This is a genomic window from Variovorax defluvii, from assembly GCF_039541515.1.
GTDB lineage: Bacteria > Pseudomonadota > Gammaproteobacteria > Burkholderiales > Burkholderiaceae_C > Variovorax > Variovorax defluvii.
Window position 1 is genome coordinate 69,686 of the sequence record NZ_BAABGJ010000019.1, and the last position, 16,299, is coordinate 85,984.

Annotated in this window: 18 protein-coding genes; 8 read left to right on the forward strand and 10 right to left on the reverse strand. The window is 68.8% G+C overall.

What is annotated here, in order from left to right; all coding sequences use genetic code 11:
• Positions 1-92: 92 nt before the first annotated feature.
• The gene (locus tag ABEA07_RS10925; RefSeq protein ID WP_345537792.1) at positions 93-269 is read left to right on the forward strand and encodes a hypothetical protein; all 177 of its coding nucleotides are present in this window, start codon (positions 93-95) and stop codon (positions 267-269) included.
• A 255-nt stretch (positions 270-524) separates the two neighbouring features.
• On the forward strand, positions 525-941 hold the full coding sequence (locus ABEA07_RS10930) for a hypothetical protein (RefSeq protein ID WP_345537793.1): 417 nt from the start codon (positions 525-527) through the stop codon (positions 939-941).
• Positions 942-979: 38 nt separating this feature from the next.
• Here the strand turns inward: ABEA07_RS10930 and ABEA07_RS10935 are convergent, their stop codons facing one another.
• On the reverse strand, positions 980-1,624 hold the full coding sequence (locus ABEA07_RS10935) for a hypothetical protein (protein WP_345537794.1): 645 nt from the start codon (positions 1,622-1,624) through the stop codon (positions 980-982).
• Positions 1,625-1,851: 227 nt separating this feature from the next.
• Here ABEA07_RS10935 and ABEA07_RS10940 point away from each other — a divergent pair, with 227 nt between their 5' ends.
• Positions 1,852-2,340 carry a thermonuclease family protein gene (locus ABEA07_RS10940; protein ID WP_345537795.1) on the forward strand — a complete coding sequence of 163 codons (489 nt, stop codon included), beginning with the start codon at positions 1,852-1,854 and terminating at the stop codon, positions 2,338-2,340.
• Between the two features lie 50 nt (positions 2,341-2,390).
• Here ABEA07_RS10940 and ABEA07_RS10945 read toward each other — a convergent pair whose 3' ends face one another.
• On the reverse strand, positions 2,391-3,707 hold the full coding sequence (locus ABEA07_RS10945) for a hemolysin family protein (RefSeq protein WP_345537797.1): 1,317 nt from the start codon (positions 3,705-3,707) through the stop codon (positions 2,391-2,393).
• Positions 3,708-3,730: 23 nt separating this feature from the next.
• Here ABEA07_RS10945 and ABEA07_RS10950 point away from each other — a divergent pair, with 23 nt between their 5' ends.
• Positions 3,731-4,573, forward strand: a complete 843-nt coding sequence (locus ABEA07_RS10950; RefSeq protein WP_345537799.1) for a symmetrical bis(5'-nucleosyl)-tetraphosphatase — start codon at positions 3,731-3,733, stop codon at positions 4,571-4,573.
• Between the two features lie 6 nt (positions 4,574-4,579).
• Here ABEA07_RS10950 and ABEA07_RS10955 read toward each other — a convergent pair whose 3' ends face one another.
• The 5 genes from ABEA07_RS10955 to guaD all read right to left on the reverse strand — a co-directional run bounded on the left by ABEA07_RS10955 (position 4,580) and on the right by guaD (position 9,449).
• A complete protein-coding gene (locus ABEA07_RS10955; RefSeq protein WP_345537800.1) occupies positions 4,580-6,043 on the reverse strand; it encodes a DEAD/DEAH box helicase in 1,464 nt (487 codons plus the stop codon).
• 93 nt (positions 6,044-6,136) lie between these two features.
• Positions 6,137-7,015, reverse strand: coding sequence for a KPN_02809 family neutral zinc metallopeptidase (ypfJ, locus tag ABEA07_RS10960; protein ID WP_345537801.1), 879 nt, complete (start codon positions 7,013-7,015; stop codon positions 6,137-6,139).
• A gap of 49 nt (positions 7,016-7,064) precedes the next feature.
• The gene (locus ABEA07_RS10965; RefSeq protein ID WP_345537802.1) at positions 7,065-7,331 is read right to left on the reverse strand and encodes a hypothetical protein; all 267 of its coding nucleotides are present in this window, start codon (positions 7,329-7,331) and stop codon (positions 7,065-7,067) included.
• Positions 7,332-7,454: 123 nt separating this feature from the next.
• Positions 7,455-8,021: a dCTP deaminase gene (gene dcd, locus ABEA07_RS10970; protein WP_345537803.1), complete on the reverse strand. Its 567-nt coding sequence runs from the start codon at positions 8,019-8,021 to the stop codon at positions 7,455-7,457.
• Positions 8,022-8,159: 138 nt separating this feature from the next.
• Entirely contained in the window at positions 8,160-9,449 is a 1,290-nt protein-coding gene (guaD, locus tag ABEA07_RS10975) for a guanine deaminase (protein ID WP_345537804.1), read from the reverse strand.
• A gap of 185 nt (positions 9,450-9,634) precedes the next feature.
• On the opposite strand from guaD, the gene ABEA07_RS10980 reads away from it, so the two are divergent.
• Together ABEA07_RS10980 and ABEA07_RS10985 are read left to right on the forward strand one after the other, a co-directional pair.
• Positions 9,635-10,780, forward strand: coding sequence for a glycosyltransferase family 4 protein (locus ABEA07_RS10980; RefSeq protein WP_345537806.1), 1,146 nt, complete (start codon positions 9,635-9,637; stop codon positions 10,778-10,780).
• The gene (locus ABEA07_RS10985) at positions 10,777-11,439 is read left to right on the forward strand and encodes an acyltransferase (RefSeq protein ID WP_345537807.1); all 663 of its coding nucleotides are present in this window, start codon (positions 10,777-10,779) and stop codon (positions 11,437-11,439) included. Before ABEA07_RS10980 ends, ABEA07_RS10985 begins: the two co-directional genes overlap by 4 nt.
• Before the next feature lie 31 nt (positions 11,440-11,470).
• On the opposite strand, the gene ABEA07_RS10990 is transcribed toward ABEA07_RS10985, so the two are convergent.
• Positions 11,471-12,571 carry a BMP family ABC transporter substrate-binding protein gene (locus ABEA07_RS10990; RefSeq protein WP_345537809.1) on the reverse strand — a complete coding sequence of 367 codons (1,101 nt, stop codon included), beginning with the start codon at positions 12,569-12,571 and terminating at the stop codon, positions 11,471-11,473.
• A gap of 83 nt (positions 12,572-12,654) precedes the next feature.
• Positions 12,655-13,491 (reverse strand): EamA family transporter, encoded by an 837-nt coding sequence (locus ABEA07_RS10995; RefSeq protein WP_345537811.1) that lies wholly within the window; start codon positions 13,489-13,491, stop codon positions 12,655-12,657.
• A gap of 186 nt (positions 13,492-13,677) precedes the next feature.
• Between ABEA07_RS10995 and ABEA07_RS11000 the strand changes: the two genes are divergently transcribed.
• On the forward strand, positions 13,678-14,082 hold the full coding sequence (locus tag ABEA07_RS11000) for a hypothetical protein (RefSeq protein WP_345537813.1): 405 nt from the start codon (positions 13,678-13,680) through the stop codon (positions 14,080-14,082).
• Here the strand turns inward: ABEA07_RS11000 and ABEA07_RS11005 are convergent.
• A complete protein-coding gene (locus ABEA07_RS11005) occupies positions 14,079-14,987 on the reverse strand; it encodes a LysR substrate-binding domain-containing protein (RefSeq protein ID WP_345537814.1) in 909 nt (302 codons plus the stop codon). The genes ABEA07_RS11000 and ABEA07_RS11005 overlap by 4 nt on opposite strands.
• An 80-nt stretch (positions 14,988-15,067) precedes the next feature.
• On the opposite strand from ABEA07_RS11005, the gene ABEA07_RS11010 reads away from it, so the two are divergent.
• Positions 15,068-16,228 carry an MFS transporter gene (locus ABEA07_RS11010; protein WP_345537816.1) on the forward strand — a complete coding sequence of 387 codons (1,161 nt, stop codon included), beginning with the start codon at positions 15,068-15,070 and terminating at the stop codon, positions 16,226-16,228.
• Positions 16,229-16,299: the final 71 nt, after the last annotated feature.

A 16,299-nucleotide genomic window follows, 5' to 3' on the forward strand; every position in this document is an offset into this window, starting at 1 on the left:
GTCCACCATATGGCGTATTGGAGGTCCCGGAAGCCGGTGGGAGACTTTGCGCCAAGCGAGACGCACCGTCTCCTCATCTCGAAGGAATGCTGATGGACGTCTTGATCGTCTCCGAACTCATGACCGGCATGCTGGCGATCATCGGCACGGGCCTGCTGTTCATGCTGGCCACCAGCCGGGCACCCAAGGCGCTGCACGACGAGATCGCACTGCGCGTGGAGCGCTCCATCGCCGCGATCCACGCCTGCGAAGACCGGCACACTCGCTGATCCGTCGATCCACAGCGGTGCAGCCCACGATGGCGCCGAAGTCGAAAGTACAAACCCGATCCGCCGGCCATCTCCTCCGTTGCGCAAGCGCCCCGTCGAAGCGTCGAAGATTTAACAGCGCCAATGAGTTTGTCGGCGCTGTCTGACATCGGCTTTGCCTGCAGCAACGACACTTGGTCAGATCAACACACATTGGCTGGGTGGAGGAATCAAATGGAATCGCCGGATCTCGAGACGGTGGAGAGAGTGCGCGCAGTGATCGAGGAACTGATCGCCTATCGCAGCCATCTGGCCGTCTCCGTCCCCTACTTCGCCCCCACGGACATCGCCGACCTGACCCCCGCGAAGCAGTTGAGCGAATCGCGCATCAAGGAAGAGAACGACTACGGCAACCGTGTGCGAGCCGCCATTCAGATGAGCCTCGCCGCAGCCGCCGCCTCATTGCGCCTGGCCGAATCGATGATGCGCGACGACTCCCAACTCGACCTGCGGGAACGCCAGCAGAACCTGGCGCAATGCGCCCGCGACGCGCAGTCCTGCCGCGACGTGGCAGGCCACGTGGTCGCGCTGCTGGCGGGCAAGGAGGCGCCGAAGCTCGATGCGCTGATGGAAATCAGGAAACTGAAGGAAGCGATTCACGAGCGCTTCGGGCGCTGGCCGGGCAGCACGTGAGAGCCTCGGGAGGCAGGCAGTGCTTCTGACTGCGGGCCCTACCCGGCCCGGCAGTTCCCGAACTCGCAACGCACGGCCAGGGCCTGGCCATTGCTGCAGGGAATGCTGTGGCGCTCGTAGCCCGGCCCCTTCTCGATCAGGGTGGCCATGGGCAGTGCGCTGCAGCGGCGGGCCTTGGCGAACTGCTCGGCGTTGTAGGTGTCCACACCGGTCACGCGCAGCGCTGTCTCGGCCCTGCGCTGCCCTGGGGGCACCCAGGTCACGCGGACGCTCGGGTCCTGGTTGACGTAGCCACGCTGGGCCAGGCAGTTGACCATGGCGCTTTCCTGCTTCGCGTGCCAGGCGCGGCGTTCGGGGGTGTAGACGGCGCGCTGGAAGGCATACAACCCACCGACCACGGCCACGCCGCTGATCGTGGGGATGCCGGCCATCCACCCGGCGCCGACGACGCCGGTGTCCAGCACGAAGAGCGCGTCGTCATGCTGGCTTGCGCGGAAAGGAATGCTGGCTGCCGAGGCGCGGCAGCGGGCGAGGTCGGCATCGTAGGCGGCCGGGTCGTTGGTGGGCGCTTGAACGACCGGGACGTAGTCCGCGCCGGAACCGGATCCGGGGCCGTGGTTGGGGCGGGTCGCGCAGCCGGCCAGGAGGGTGGCAATGCAGACGAAGCTCAGCAGTCTATTCATGGGATGTCCTCGGCAGTCCTCTAACTCCGCCGCCGATTGAATCACACAAATGGTTACTTTCCCAAGCGACTTTTGCCTCGCCCCCCGCGGCAGAGCGGGACCCCGACGTTCGGGTCCGGACCTTGCGCCAGGCGTTCTTGAGCTGGGCCGCAGCGCGCCCGTATCGGGTGGACAGCACCAGCCGATTTCAGCGTTTCAGGTGGACTAGGATCAAGGGCTTTGCTCCGATGCTTTCTGCTGCCCTCATCTGCCTGGTCGTCGCCATCAGCGACGGGGACACCCTCAAGGTCCGGTGTGGCGAGCCCGGCGCCTTCCGCCAGCTCACCGTGCGTCTGCATGCGGTCGACGCGCCGGAGCTGAACCAGCCCTGGGGCCGCCGCGCGAAGCAGGCGCTGTCGCGCATCGCCTATCGGAAGGAGGCGCGGCTGGACTGCGGCGAGGTCGATCGGTATCAGCGCCTCGTCTGCCGTGTTCGCGTGGCACCGGAGGGCTGTGCCGAGGCGCGCTGCCCCAAGACGCTGGATGCGGGCCTGGGCATGCTCACACTGGGCCTGGCCTGGTGGGCGCGCGGCTATGCGGACGAGCAACCGCCCGGCGAGCGCAGCCAGTACGCCTTCGCCGAGCACGAAGCCAAGGGCAAGCGCGCCGGGCTGTGGGCGGACCGCGCCCCGGTGCCGCCGTGGCGCTGGCGCGCCGAGCATCCGCACCCGCGCTGAACCGCGTGCCGGCGTTGCCGGGCCCGGGCCCCCTCGCCGGCCTTTCGGGATCAGGCCGGCCTGTCCTGCGCCGTGGCGGCGACGGCGCGCGCCACCACCCGGTCGATGCGCTTGCCGTCCAGCGCCACCACCTCGAAGTGCCAGCCGGCGCAGTCGATCTCCTCGCCCACTTCCGGCAGGTGGCCCGCCACGAAGATCAAGAGGCCGGCCACCGTGTTGTAGCGCCCGCGCTCCTCCTCCGGCAACTCGCGGATGCCCAGGCGCGCGCGCAGCTCGGCCACCGGCATCAGGCCATCGATGTCCCAGTGGCCATCGGCCCGCTTGTGGGCCCAGGCATCGGCCTGGGTGGCGGTCTGCAGTTCGCCGGTGATGGCTTCGAGCAGGTCGCCCGGCGTCATCAGGCCCTGCACCACGCCATATTCGTCGACCACGAAAACCATGCGCGTGGCGCGCGCGCGGAACTGCTCCAGCAGCTCCATGCCGGTCAGCGTCTCGGGCACGAAGACGGCGGGCTGCACCTCGTCCTCGAGGCGCCCGCCGTGCCCGGCGCCCAGCGCCAGCAGGCGGGCCACGCTGATCATGCCCACCACGTCGTCGAGGGACTGGCGGCAGACCGGGTACCAGGAGTGGATCTGCTCGCTGGCCGCATCGGCGGACACGCGCTGCAACGCCTGCGCCACACTGTCCGACGCCTCCAGCCAGTCGATGTCGGCGCGCGGCACCATCAGCGAACTCAGGCGACGGTCGTCCAGGTGGAACACGTTGCGCACCATCTGGTGCTCGTGCATCTCGATCACGCCGGCGTCCACGCCCTCTTCCAGGCTGGCGGAGATTTCCTCCTCGGTCACCATGCGCGCCGCATTCATGTCGATGCGCAGCAGCTTGAGCGCGGCCGCCGTGGCGCCCGAAAGCAGCAGCACAAAGGGCTTGGCGGCCGCGGCCAGCATGTGCATGGGGCGCGAGACGTAGCGCGCCACCGGCTCGGGATAGAGCTGCCCGATGCGCTTGGGAACCAGCTCGCCGAAGATGATGGTGAAGAAGGTGATGCAGGTCACCACCACCGCCGTGGACGCGAAGCTGGCCGTGCCCTCGCCCATGCCCCGGTGCTCCATCCACGCGGCCAGCGGCGCGGCGAAGGCAGCCTCGCCGACGATGCCGCTGAGCATGCCGATGGAGGTGATGCCGATCTGCACGGTGGACAGGAACTGCGTGGGCGACTCCATCAGCGCCAGCGCCGCGGCGGCCCCCGCGTCTCCCGTTTCGGCCAGCGCCGCCAGGCGGGCGCGGCGGCTGGTGGAGAGGGCCATTTCGGACATTGCGAACGCCGCGTTGAGCGTGGTCAGCAAGGCCAGCAGGAAAACATCCATGTACGCAGGGGAGAATGAGAACCATGGCACTCTACCTGATCGGTGACGTGCAGGGCTGCGACGAGGCCCTGGCGCGCCTGCTCGACGACATCGCTTTTTCCCCCAGCCGCGACCACCTGGTGCTCCTGGGCGACCTGGTCAACCGCGGCCCCGATTCATTGGGTGTGCTGCGGCGCGTCCAACGCCTCGACGGCGCGGCGCAGACGGTGCTGGGCAACCACGACCTGCACCTGCTGGGCGTTTCGCAGGGCGCCCGCAGGCTCGGGCGCAATGATACGCTGACAGACATCCTCACCGCCCCGGACCGCGAAGCCCTGCTCGACTGGCTGCGCGGGCAGCCGATGGCGCTGCACCGCCGCCTGGGCGACAGCGACCTGCTGATGGTGCATGCGGGCGTGCTGCCGCAGTGGACGCTGTCCGACACGCTGGCGCTGGCGGCCGAACTCGAATCAGTGCTGCGCGGCCCGGCCTGGAGCGGGTTCCTGCAGGAGATGTACGGCAACGAGCCGGCACGCTGGGACGATGCGCTCAAGGGCACGGCGCGGCTGCGCGTGATCGTCAATGCCCTCACTCGCCTGCGCTTCTGCAGCGCGGAGGGCGAGATGGAGTTCGAAACCAAGGACGGGTCCGCCGCCGCGCCCGAGGGCTACATGCCCTGGTTCGACGTGCCGGGCCGGCGCAGCGCGAACGTCACGGTCGCCTGCGGGCACTGGTCGACACTGGGGTGGGTCTCGCGGCCGGATCTGATCTCGACCGACACGGGCTGCGTCTGGGGTGGCTGCCTCAGCGCGGTTCGCCTGGGGGCCACGGCCCATGCGCGCGAACGAATCCAGGTGCGCTGCAGGCAGGCGCAGAAGCCCGTCTGAAGCCGCTCAGTTGGTGGCTGGAGCCGCGGCCTTGAAGAGGGCCGGCACCTTGCGCTTGCTCTTGATGTTGCTGGAAATGCTGCGCGACGCGGTCTTGGGCGTTGCTTCCCAGGCGGGCGCGGCTTCGCGCTCAGGTGCCTCGTAGGGCTTCTCGAAGAAGGGATCGCGCGGCGCCGCCGGCGCACGGTGGGGCCGGCTGCCGCGGCCGAAGCGGGCCTCGCCCCCACGCTCGCGCGGCTGGTCGAGCACATCGCGTGCATCGCCTGCCTCGCCCTCGTCGCGCCAGTGGCGGCGCCCGTCGTTGATGCGGCCGCGCGGGCGGTCCTCGTCGAACTCCACCGGTTCCAGCTCGATTTTTTTCTTGATCAGCTTCTCGATGTCGGCCACCAGCCGCACGTCGTTGCCGCCGCTGGCGAAGCTCACGGCCAGGCCGGAGGCGCCGGCGCGGCCGGTGCGGCCGATGCGGTGCACGTAGTCTTCGGCGTTGAAGGGGATGTCGAAGTTGAAGACCGCCGGCACGTCCTTGATGTCCAGGCCGCGGGCCGCGACGTCGGTGGCCACCAGCAGGTCCACCTCGCCGGCTTTGAAGGCCGCGAGGGCCTTGAGGCGCTCGTCCTGGCTCTTGTCGCCGTGAAGGGCGGTGGTCTTCAGGCCCTCGCGCTCCAGCGAGCGCGCCAGCCGGGCGCAGCCCAGCTTGCTGTTGACGAAGACGAAGGCCTGGGTGATGCCGCGCTGGCGGACGATCTGCCTGAGCGCGCGGCGCTTGTCGTCGTCGCTCACGCTGTAGAAATGCTGCTCGACCGTGGAGGCCGTCTCGTTGGGCCGGGCCACCTCGACCGTCACCGGGTTCTGCAGGTAGCTGTTGGCCAGGCGCCTGATTTCCGGCGAGAAGGTGGCGGAGAAGAGCAGCGTCGTGCGTTGTTTGGGCAGGTACGACAGGATGCGCTGCAGATCGGGCAAGAAGCCGATGTCCAGCATGCGGTCGGCCTCGTCGAGCACCACGTACTCGACCTGGTTGAGCACCGCGTTCTTGGCCTCGATGTGGTCCAGCAGCCGGCCCGGCGTGGCCACCAGCACCTCGACGCCCTTCTTCAGTTCCAGCGTCTGCGGCTTCATGTCGATGCCGCCGAACACCACGGCGCTGCGCAGCTGCGTGTACTTTGCGTAAAGCTTGATCTGCTGTGCCACCTGGTCCGCCAGCTCGCGCGTGGGCAGCAGCACCAGCGCGCGCACCGGGTGTCGGGCGGGCGAGGTCGAGCTGTTCTCGTGCTTGAGCATGCGCTGCAGCAGGGGCAGCGAGAAGGCCGCCGTCTTGCCGGTGCCGGTCTGCGCCGCGCCCATCACGTCCTGGCCTGCGAGCACCACCGGGATGGCCTGCGCCTGGATCGGCGTCATGCTCTCGTAGCCCATGTCGGCCACGGCACGCGCCAGGGGCTCGGCCAGAGAAAGATTGGAGAAGGAACTGGTCATGAACCTTCTATTGTCGCACCGCCGCAAAATTCGAGGATGACAGTGCGGTGACTGGATGTTTCGCTATTTTTTCAATAGCACCCGAACACCCCCTCACAGGCTTCGCGCGGCGAAGGTATCGCAGTCCTGGATCTTCCCGCTCTTGTAGCCTGCGCCGAACCAGCGCTGGCGCTGCGCGCTGGAGCCATGGGTGAAGCTGTCCGGCACCACCGCCCGACCGGCCGAGCGCTGCAGGGCGTCGTCGCCGATTTTGGCGGCGGCATTCATGGCCGCCTCGATGTCGCCCGGGTCCAGCCACTTCTTGGATTCCTGCGAATGGTGCGCCCAGACGCCCGCGAAGCAGTCGGCCTGCAACTCCACGCGCACGCTCAGCGCGTTGTTCTGCGATTCGCTGAGCCGCCCGCGCATCTGGTCGACCTTGCCCGTGATGCCCAGCTCGTCCTGCACATGGTGGCCCACCTCGTGGGCGATCACATAGGCCCGCGCGAACTCGCCGGGCGCCCCGAGCTGGCGCGAAAGGGTGTCGTAGAAACCGAGGTCGATGTAGACCTTCTTGTCGCCGGGGCAGTAAAAGGGGCCCATCGCCGACTGGCCCGTTCCGCAGGCGGTGGGCGTGGCGCCGCGGAAGAGCACCAGGCGGGTGGGCCGGTAGCTGCTGCCGTTCTGCTGGAAGACCTGGCCCCACACCACTTCGGTATTGCGCAGCACGGTCGAGACGAAGGCGGCCTCGCGGTCGTCGGCCGGAGGCCGTTGCGCCGGCGCCTGTTGCACCTGCGCCGTCGGCTCGCCACCGCCGCTGAGAATGCCGAGCAAGGTGAGCGGGTTGATGCCGAAGATCCAGCCCGCGACGAGCGCCACCGCGATGGTGCCCAGCCCGATGCCGCGCCCGCCGATGGGCAAGCCGCCAAAGCCGCCGCCGCCGGCGCGACGGTCTTCGACGTTGTCCGATTGTTCGTTGCCTTCCCATCTCATGACTCGCTCCTGCCGACTCGCGTGACGGCTGTGATCTGATGGTACGCCCTCAAGGATGGCGCACGTACACGGCCTGAACGAGCCCGTCGCGCCGGCCGCCCTGCCCCTGGCTCGCCGGCACGGCGCGGGAGGAGGCCGTCGCCGTCGTCGCATGGGCCGCCGAGCGTGCCTGTAGTTCCCGCAGCTCGGCCTGGCGGACCTGTCCCCGGACGATCCACGCCAGCGCGACCATTTGCACCAGCACGACCGCGATCAGTGTGCCCATGAGAAGCAAACGATAGGGATGCGTCTCGCGCACCGATTGAATGATGGACATGCTCCGCTCCCGAAAGCCGCGGCAGCGACATGCGCCGCAGGTGTAACGAAGCGTGCCGCCCTCTCCGCGAAGCGGCAGGCGGCGCCGTCCCGAGCGCGTGTAGGATCGCGCCGGAATGCGGGATCAGGTCTTCGGCAGTGTCACTCCGCGCTGGCCCTGGTACTTGCCGCCGCGGTCCTTGTAGCTGGTCTCGCAGACCTCGTCGCTTTCGAAGAAGAGCACCTGAGCGCAGCCTTCGCCGGCGTAGATCTTCGCGGGCAGCGGGGTGGTGTTGCTGAATTCGAGGGTCACGTAGCCTTCCCATTCGGGCTCGAAGGGCGTGACGTTGACGATGATGCCGCAGCGCGCGTAAGTGCTCTTGCCCAGGCAGATGGTCAGCACGTTGCGCGGGATGCGGAAGTACTCCACCGTGCGCGCCAGCGCGAAGCTGTTGGGCGGGATGATGCAGTAGTCCCCGTGGAAGTCGACGAAGCTCTTCTCGTCGAAGGCCTTCGGGTCCACCACCGTGCTGTGGATGTTGGTGAAGACCTTGAACTCGGGCGCGCAGCGGATGTCGTAGCCGTAGCTGGAGGTGCCGTAGCTGATGATGCGGTGCCCGTCCCGCTCGCGGATCTGGCCCGGCTCGAAGGGCTCGATCATGCCGTTCTTCTCGGCCATGCGCCGGATCCACTTGTCGCTCTTGATGCTCATGTCAGCGCCCGCCCGACGGGCGCTGAAGCCCCCTTGGGGGGCAGCGATACACGAAGTGATAAGCGTGGGGGTGTCATACGGGGGGTCCTTCCTTGGGGCCGCTATTCTAGGCAGCCCATCCTGCCCCCCCTTCACCGGTCAGGCGGCCTGGGCCTGTGAGATGACCGTCCGTTCGACCAGCCGGTCGTCGCCCAGCACGATCATCGAGAAGAGCAGTTCCTCCAGGCTGTTCGCACGCGCCGTCTTGCGCGCCAGCAGCGGCGTGGCCTCCGGGTTCAGCACCAGGAAGTCGGCCTCGCAGCCCGGCTGCAGGTTGCCGATCACGCCGTCCAGCCCCAACGCCCGCGCCGCACCGCCCGTGTGGCGCCACCACAGCTGCGAGGGCGCAATGCTCAGGCCCGGCTTGGTCTGGCCCTCGCGGCCCACGTAGTAGGCCGCGAGCATGGTCGAGAAGGGACTGAAGCTGGTGCCGCCGCCCACGTCGCTGGCCAGACCGTAGGCGCAGCCGATGCGGTTCGCCCCCTCGAAGTCGAAGAAGCCGCTGCCCAGGAACAGGTTGCTGGTCGGACTGACGGCCGCGGCGGTGCCGGTCTCGCGCATCAGGCGGCGGTCGGCGTCGTCGAAGTGGATGCAGTGCGCGTAGACGGCCCGCTCGCGCATCAGGCCGAAGCCGGTGTAGACATCGAGGTAGGAGCGGGCGGCCGGGAACAGCTCGCGCGCCCATTTCACCTCGTCCTTGTTCTCCGCCACGTGCGAATGGATCCAGGTGTCCGGGTATTTGGCCGCCAGCTCACCGGCGCCACGCAGCTGCGCGTCGGTGCTGGTGGGCGCGAAGCGCGGGGTGATCGCATAGCCCAGCCGGTCCACGTTGTGCCAGCGGCGGATCAGCGCCTCGGTGTCGATCAGGCTCTGTTCAGTTTGGTCGCGTACACCGTCGGGCGAATGGCGGTCCTGCAGGACCTTGCCGGTGATCATGCGCAGGCCGCGGCGCTGCGCCGTCTCGAAAAAGGCCTGCACCGACTGGGGATGCGAGGTCGCGAAGGTCAGGGCGGTGGTGACGCCGTTGCGCATCAACTCGTCGAGGAAGACCTCGGCCACCTCGGCCGCATGCCCCGGCTCGGCGAAGCGGCTCTCCGCCGGGAAGGTGTAGTTTTCGAGCCAGGGCAACAGGCCTTCCGAAGGGGCACCGATGATGTCGGTCTGCGGGAAATGGATGTGCATGTCAACGAAGCCGGGTGCGATGATGCGCCCCGGCCAGTGGGTCACGGCCAGTCCCGGATGGCGGGCCGCCACGGCGCCATGGGCACCTGCGTCGACCACCCGCTGCCGGCCGGCGGCGTCGGCGCCGACCACGAGCAGGCCGTCTTCGTCGAACACCGGCTGGCCGGCCTCATCGAAACGCAAAAGGGAGGCACGGTAGGCTTGCATGGGCTGGGAGGGTAAGGCCGCGCGGCAGGTATGGAATGTGCGCGCGCGTATGGACGCTATATGACGAAGCCGGCGTCCCGCCCTTCGCCTACGCGGGACGGACCTGCCGGTCGAACATAATTCCTTTTTACGCCAATACCTACAAAGATGTCTTCCGAGACGCCAACCGCAGCGCCCCGTCCAACATGAAAGTGCTTCTCATCGGGAACTACGTCCCCGACGGCCAGACCAGCATGCTGGCCTTCAAGCGCATCCTGGAACGCGAACTGCCCCACGAGGGCTGTGAGCTGCGCGTGCTCACGCCGCCGCGGCGCGTGCTCCGGGTTCCGACCAGCTCGCGCCTCTGGAAGTGGCTGGGCTACGTCGACAAGTTCATCCTTTTCCTGCCCACCCTCGCGCGCGAGCTGCGCTGGGCCGATGTCGTGCACGTGGCCGACCACTCCAATGGCATGTACATCCCGTGGGTCAAGAGCAAGCCCAACGTCATCACCTGCCACGACGTGATCGCGGTCCAGGCCGCCAAGGGCATGGTCGACGGCTGGAACGTCGGCTGGACCGGCCGGCTGTTCCAGCGCTTGATCGCCAAGGGGCTTCGGGCAGCCGACCTGGTCGCCTGCGTCTCGCACCTGACCCGCCGCGAACTGCTCAAGCTCGGCCTGGCCGACGAATCGCGGGTCACGGTGGTGCTCAACGGCCTGAATGACGACTTCCGGCCGGTGCCGCCGGAGGAAGCGCATCCCCTGATCGAGCGCCTGGGCATCTCGCCGCAGGACAGATACCTGATGCACGTGGGCTGGGACCTGGCCCGCAAGAACCGCCGCACGGTGCTCGAAGCTTTCATCGCCCTGCAGGCGCGCGCGGCCAGAAGCGGCACTCCCGCACCAGTCGACCAGTTGCTCTTCGTCGGGCCGGAACTGGTGCCGGAAATGGCCGAGCTGGCACAACAGCACGGCGTGGCCGACCGCGTCAAGACGGTGCAAGGCGTCTCCCACGAGGAACTGCGCGCGGTGTACGCGTGCGCGACCGCCCTGCTCTTTCCCTCGCTGCAGGAAGGCTTCGGCTGGCCGGTGATCGAAGCCCAGGCCTGCGGCTGCCCGGTCTTCACCTCCGACCTGGCGCCGATGAACGAGATCGGCGGCGAAGGGGCGGTCTACATCGACCCGAACGATCCCGAGGCCATCGCCGCCGCCATCGAACAGGCCACGCCCCGCTTCGCCGAGATGCGGCGCCTCGGGCTGGAGAACGCCTCGCACTACACGGCGCACCGCATGGCATCGAACTACGTGGCGACCTACCGCCGCGTGCTCGAAGAGCGAAAGGCTGCCCGGTGAAGCGGCTGCTGGGCCTCCTGGTGGTGCTGCTGCCGTGGTCCCTGAAGCGCGCCGTGCTGCGGCGCTTCTGGGGCTACGAGATCGCGGACGGCGCGCGCATCGGCCTGTCCTATGTGTTCCCCGGGCACCTGGTGATGGGCCAAGGGGCCTACATCGGCCACTTCAACGTCGCCATCCACCTGGGCCGGCTCGAGTGCGGTGCGCACTCGGTGATCGACCGCTCGAACTGGATCACCGGCCATCCACCGGCCGGCGCGCACTTCACGCACCGCAAGGACCGCGACCCCACCCTCTCACTGGGCGAGCATGCGGCCGTCACCAAGCAGCACATCATCGATTGCACCGACCGCGTGGACATCGGCGCCTTCACCACCATTGCCGGCTACCACTCGCAGATCATCACGCACGGCATCAACGTGGTGGACAACCGGCAGGACTGCAAGCCGATCCGCATCGGGGCCTACTGCCTGGTGGGCACCCGCGTCACCGTGCTCGGCGGGGCCGCGTTGCCCGACCGCTCGATGCTGGGAGCGGGCTCGGTGCTGAACAAGGCGCACGTCGAAGAGCACCGGGTGTATGCCGGCTCTCCGGCGGTGGCCGTGAAGCAGATCGATCCCGAGGCCGCCTACTTCCACCGCGATCGCGGCTTCGTGCACTGAACAGGCCTGCTGCTGCGAAGCCTTTCGGCGATCAGCGGGGGATGCGGCCCTGCACGCCCTCGGCCAGCCAGTTCATCGAGAGGATCTGGTCGTCGGCGAGGCTCAGGCCCTTGGCGATGACCACACGGCCCTCGTTGTCGTGCACGTCCTGGTCGGCGGCGCGGAAGACCATCAGCTTGCCGCTGGCGATGTCCTGCTGGCGCGCCAGCACTTCCTCCTGCACGGCCTTGGGCACCTTGGGGCCGAAATCGCCGACGCGGATCATGCCCTCCTTGACGCCGCCCCAGACGCTGGTGGGCTTCCAGTTCCCGCCCAGCACCGCCTTCGCGCGCTGCGTGTAGTAGCCGCCCCACTGGTGCGTCACGGCGACGATCTGGGCATCGGGCGCGGCCTTGCGCATGTCGGAGTGGTAGGCGATGGCCATCTTGCCGCGCTCCTGCGCGGCGGTCATCACGGCGGTCGAGCCCGTGTGAAAGGCGATCACGTCCACGTCCTGGTTGAACAAGGTCATGGCCGCATCGCGCTCCTTCGGCGGATCGAACCAGGCGTCCAGCCACACCACCTTGACCTGCGCCTTCGGGTTCACCGAACGCATGCCCAGGGCGAACGCGTTGATGCCCTGCAGCACCTCGGGAATGGGAAAGCCCGCGACGAAACCGGCCACGTTGGTCTTGGTCATGCGCCCGGCCGCGATGCCCGCCAGGTAGCGCCCCTGGTAGTAGCGCGCGTTCGCGGTCGCGACGTTGGGCGCGTTCTTGTAGCCGGTGATGGACTCGAACTTCACGTCGGGGAAGTCGCGCGCCACCTTGAGCGTGGGCTCCATGTAGCCGAAGCTGGGCGTGAAGATGAGCCTGTTGCCCTGCTGCGCGAGGTCACGGATCACGCGCTCGGCATCGGCGCCCTCGGGCACGTTCTCGACGAAGGTGGTCTTTACCTTGTCGCCGAGCGCGGCCTCGACGGCCTTGCGGCCCTCCTCGTGCTGGCGCACCCAGCCGGCATCGGTGATGGGTGCGACATACACGAAGCCGATCTTCAGCGGATCGGCGGCAGGCGCAGCTTTGGCAGGTTGGGAAAAAGAAGGCGAGACGAAAAAGCAGGCGGCCGCGATCGCGGCAGCGAGGTTTTTGTACATGGTGTTCCTCTACATGGCCCCTGATAAAAAAATTGGCGCTGCGGGGCAGCAGCGCCGGCGGTATTTTAGTCGGCGCGTGAAGGTCAACCCAGGCGGATCAGCATCGACCCCACTGTCGCAAGCAGCACCGCGAGCGGCACGCGGCGGTCCAGCGGCTCCTTCAGGATCGTCACCGCGATCAGGGCGGCGAAGACCGCGCTGGTGTCGCGCAGCGCGGCGCCCAGGGCGATGGGGCCGTGCTGGAACGCCCACAGGATCAGCAGATAGGAAAGCATCGCCGCCACGCCGGCCGGCAGCGCGCGCCGCCACTGGGCCGCCACGCCGGCCATCGACACGCCCGCACGCTGCTGCAGCCAGGCCCAGGTTGCCGCGTTGACGATGGTCAGGGCCGCGCCGTAGGCCAGCGGCGACTGCGACTGCCGCACGCCCTGCGCATCGCAGACCGCATAGCCCGCCCCGAAGACGCCAGCCGCCAGGATCCAGCCCAGGGCCGGCCCTTTCAGCTTGCCTTCACGGCCTGTGCCCAACGCGAGGATCAGCATCGCCGTGCTGACCAGTGCAATGCCGAGCATCCCCAGCGGCGCAGGCCGCTCACCCGCCACGGCCGCGGCCAGCGGCAGCACCAGCAGCACCGAGGAGGCGCGCGCCATCGGATAGACGATGCCCAAGCCCGCATGCACATAGCCACGCAGCAACGCGGCGACCGCCCCCACGTTCAGCAGCAACGACGCCGCGAGCCAGGGCCAGGCAGCCGGGGGCGGCAGCCCCGCCCACGCGAGCAAGGGCAAGGCGAGCACCGCCGACACCAGCATCTGGCCCAGCATCGCCTGCGCCGGATGCGGGCTGGCCTTCACCGCCGCATTCCAGGCCGCGTGCAACACGGCGCTCAGCAGTGCCGCACCGACCAGCAGGTTGTCCATGGCGCCAGCATAGGGGCAACGCATCGACGCTGTTGCAGCCCCTGCCTGCGACCGTGCAGCGCAATCGCCACACGGCGATGCGAATCCGCAACTTCGCGCTGCCCCCGGTGCAATAGTTCACGGCCCGGCATGCGTGCGCAAGGGCGCCGCAGTAGGATCGAATTTCGCAACGTCCATCGGCGTTCGTTGGAATTCGGGCAGGTCATGAAAGCGCGTATCGAATTGGGAGCACTGTTGTCGGCATCCGTCATCGGCATCTGCGTGCCGGCGGAGGCGCAGACGAGGCAGTCTTCGGCCCCGCCGACCGTGGCAGAGCAGCAGGAGGCCGACTGGCGCGTGATCGCGGCGCGCTGCGGCACCCCGGCCTTCGAAAAAGGCTTCTACAAGGAATCCCGCGCAGCCGTCGCGGCCGGGCTCGTCAACAAGAACCGCCCGCCAGCCGAGGTCGAGAAGACCGTCGAGGCACTGCGGCGCAGCCCCTTCGTGCTGGTGGCCAGCAACGCGGACTGCCCGAATCAACTGGCACAACTGAGAGAGCTCCAGAAAACCCGCAAGGTGGTGCGTACCGGGCGTACACAACAACGGCGCTAGTCCACTGACCCGGCTCGTCGCTGCGCCCGCCGCATTTCCTCGAACCACTCGGTCACGCAGCGCGCTTCCGGCGACGCGCCCGGCGCCAGGCCGTAGTAGTAGCGCGTGAGCGGCATGCGCATCTCCGGCAGTCCCGCTTGAAGCCGCTTCGACTCCAGGTCGTGTGCCAGCAGCGAAGCCGGCGCCAACGCCAGACCCAGCCCGTCCACCGCCGCCTGCATCACGAAATGCAGGTGGTCGAACTGCAGCCGACCGGCTGGCCGGGCACGCGGCGCGCCGAAGTGCCGGCGCCAGTCGTCCCAGTCGCTTTTGCGCGTCTTCGCGGAGAGCAGCACATGGGACGCGAGCCCACGCACGTCCTCCAGCGGCTGCATTGCGAAGAGCGCGGGGGCACCGACCACCAGCACCTCGTCCTCCAGGAAGGGATGCACCTGCATCGCCGGGTGCCAGCCCTCCAGGCCGCGACGCACAGCGACGTCGAAGCCCTCGGCCTCCTGCCCGGGCGGGCGGGTGCTGGTGACGACCTGCGGTTCGATGTCCGGGTAGCGCTCGACGAAATCCGGCAGGCGCGGGATCAACCAGCGCAGCGCGAAGGAAGGCCGCACGTTGATGCGCACCGCCGCCCGTCCCGCGGCCGGCCGGGCCAGGGCGCGTGCTGCGGCGTTGATCTGCGCGAGCGCCGGTTCGACCTCGGCATAGAACTGTTGCCCCTCGGCCGTCAATGCGACTTGCCGGATGCGCCGCTCGAACAGGGCCACGCCGAGAAATTTCTCGAGCGAGCGGATCTGCCGGCTCACCGCGCCGTGCGTGACGTGCAGTTCGGCCGCGGCCCGCGTGAAGCTCAGTTGCCGGCCCGCCGCCACGAAGACACGGACAGCATTCAGGGGCGGCTCGCGGGACGGCATGCGTGCGATTTTCTCACGCATGCCGGCGCAGGAATGTCGCTTGTCGAAGGCAAGATGGCCAGCGCACCATGGGGCTACCGATGCCGCCCAACCCCTGCCCCACTGTCACCACCGACCGCGACTCCCGCCGCGCCGCCATTGTCCTGGCCCTGGCCCTGCCCGCAGACACGCTGCTCTACCTGCTGCTGCCGATGTATGCCGACCAGTTCGGCATCACGCTGGCGGAAGCCGGGATGCTGCTCGCCGCCAACCGGCTGGTGCGCATCGCGGGCTACGGCCAGGTGGCGCGCTTCTATGCCCGCCGTGGCGACCGTCCCACCAACCTGCTCGCGGTGGCGATGGCCGCGGTCTGCGCGCTGGGCTACGCCACGCTGTCCGGCTTCTGGGCGCTGCTGCCGCTGCGGCTGCTGTGGGGCCTGTGCTTCGCGGCGCTCAATCTGTCGACGCAGGCGCTCGCCACCGCCGACCCGATCGGCGCATCGCACCGCAGCGGCCGCTCGCGCGCCTTCATCGCGATGGGGCCGGTGCTCGCGCTGCCGCTGGGCGCGCTGCTCGCGCAATGGGCTGGGCCGCGGCCCATCTTCCTCGTGCTGGCCGCAGTCGCGCTGCCGGGCCTGGCTGTCGCGCGCAAGTTGCCGGCGCTGCCGCATCCGGTGACGGCATCCATGCGCCGCTTCCAGCGGCCCACCAGCCTCGATGCGTGGTCCTTCATGGAAGGACTCACGCTTGATGGGCTGTTCATCGTCGGCCTGTCGTACCTCGGTCGCGATCTGCTCCCGGGCGGCGCGGTGGTGGTGGCCGGCCTGCTGATGGCGCTGCGCTACCTGGCCGAGATCCTCCTGAGTCCGGCCGGCGGCCGCATGGCCGAGAAGCTCGGCCCCGTGCGCCTGCTACTGCTGCTGTCGCTGCTGACGGCACTGGCGCTGATCGGCTTCGGCGCGGGCTGGCTGTGGTCCTGCGCGGCATTGATCGTGGTGCTGCGCGCGCTGCAGTTGCCGCTGCTGGCCCCGATCGTGATGCAGCGCACCCCGGGCCCGGGGCGCGTGCAGGCCCTGGCGGCCCGCGCCGTGTGGCGCGACATCGGCGCGGGCACCGGGCCGCTGCTGGCGGGCCTGCTGCTACCGGTGGCACCCACGACGTGGCTCTACGGGGTGCCGGCCCTGCTGCTGGCGCTGGCGGCGATGGCCTGTGCCCGGACACACACCCCGCCCGCCCCGACGGCGGCGACGCGCGCGCATTGATGGACACGGCCGCCCGCATGAGGGCCGCCGGCTGAATGGGCGTCGACCTGGGGACACCATGAGCCCACCCC

What these genes read in the sequence shown, in the direction of transcription:
- ABEA07_RS10925 (WP_345537792.1), top strand. Translation starts at nt 93, where the DNA reads ATGGACGTCTTGATCGTCTCCGAACTCATGACCGGCATGCTGGCGATC.
- ABEA07_RS10935 (WP_345537794.1), bottom strand. Translation starts at nt 1,624, where the DNA reads ATGAATAGACTGCTGAGCTTCGTCTGCATTGCCACCCTCCTGGCCGGC.
- ABEA07_RS10940 (WP_345537795.1), top strand. Translation starts at nt 1,852, where the DNA reads ATGCTTTCTGCTGCCCTCATCTGCCTGGTCGTCGCCATCAGCGACGGG.
- ABEA07_RS10945 (WP_345537797.1), bottom strand. Translation starts at nt 3,707, where the DNA reads ATGGATGTTTTCCTGCTGGCCTTGCTGACCACGCTCAACGCGGCGTTC.
- ABEA07_RS10950 (WP_345537799.1), top strand. Translation starts at nt 3,731, where the DNA reads ATGGCACTCTACCTGATCGGTGACGTGCAGGGCTGCGACGAGGCCCTG.
- ABEA07_RS10955 (WP_345537800.1), bottom strand. Translation starts at nt 6,043, where the DNA reads ATGACCAGTTCCTTCTCCAATCTTTCTCTGGCCGAGCCCCTGGCGCGT.
- ypfJ (WP_345537801.1), bottom strand. Translation starts at nt 7,015, where the DNA reads ATGAGATGGGAAGGCAACGAACAATCGGACAACGTCGAAGACCGTCGC.
- ABEA07_RS10965 (WP_345537802.1), bottom strand. Translation starts at nt 7,331, where the DNA reads ATGTCCATCATTCAATCGGTGCGCGAGACGCATCCCTATCGTTTGCTT.
- dcd (WP_345537803.1), bottom strand. Translation starts at nt 8,021, where the DNA reads ATGAGCATCAAGAGCGACAAGTGGATCCGGCGCATGGCCGAGAAGAAC.
- guaD (WP_345537804.1), bottom strand. Translation starts at nt 9,449, where the DNA reads ATGCAAGCCTACCGTGCCTCCCTTTTGCGTTTCGATGAGGCCGGCCAG.
- ABEA07_RS10980 (WP_345537806.1), top strand. Translation starts at nt 9,635, where the DNA reads ATGAAAGTGCTTCTCATCGGGAACTACGTCCCCGACGGCCAGACCAGC.
- ABEA07_RS10990 (WP_345537809.1), bottom strand. Translation starts at nt 12,571, where the DNA reads ATGTACAAAAACCTCGCTGCCGCGATCGCGGCCGCCTGCTTTTTCGTC.
- ABEA07_RS10995 (WP_345537811.1), bottom strand. Translation starts at nt 13,491, where the DNA reads ATGGACAACCTGCTGGTCGGTGCGGCACTGCTGAGCGCCGTGTTGCAC.
- ABEA07_RS11005 (WP_345537814.1), bottom strand. Translation starts at nt 14,987, where the DNA reads ATGCCGTCCCGCGAGCCGCCCCTGAATGCTGTCCGTGTCTTCGTGGCG.
- ABEA07_RS11010 (WP_345537816.1), top strand. Translation starts at nt 15,068, where the DNA reads ATGCCGCCCAACCCCTGCCCCACTGTCACCACCGACCGCGACTCCCGC.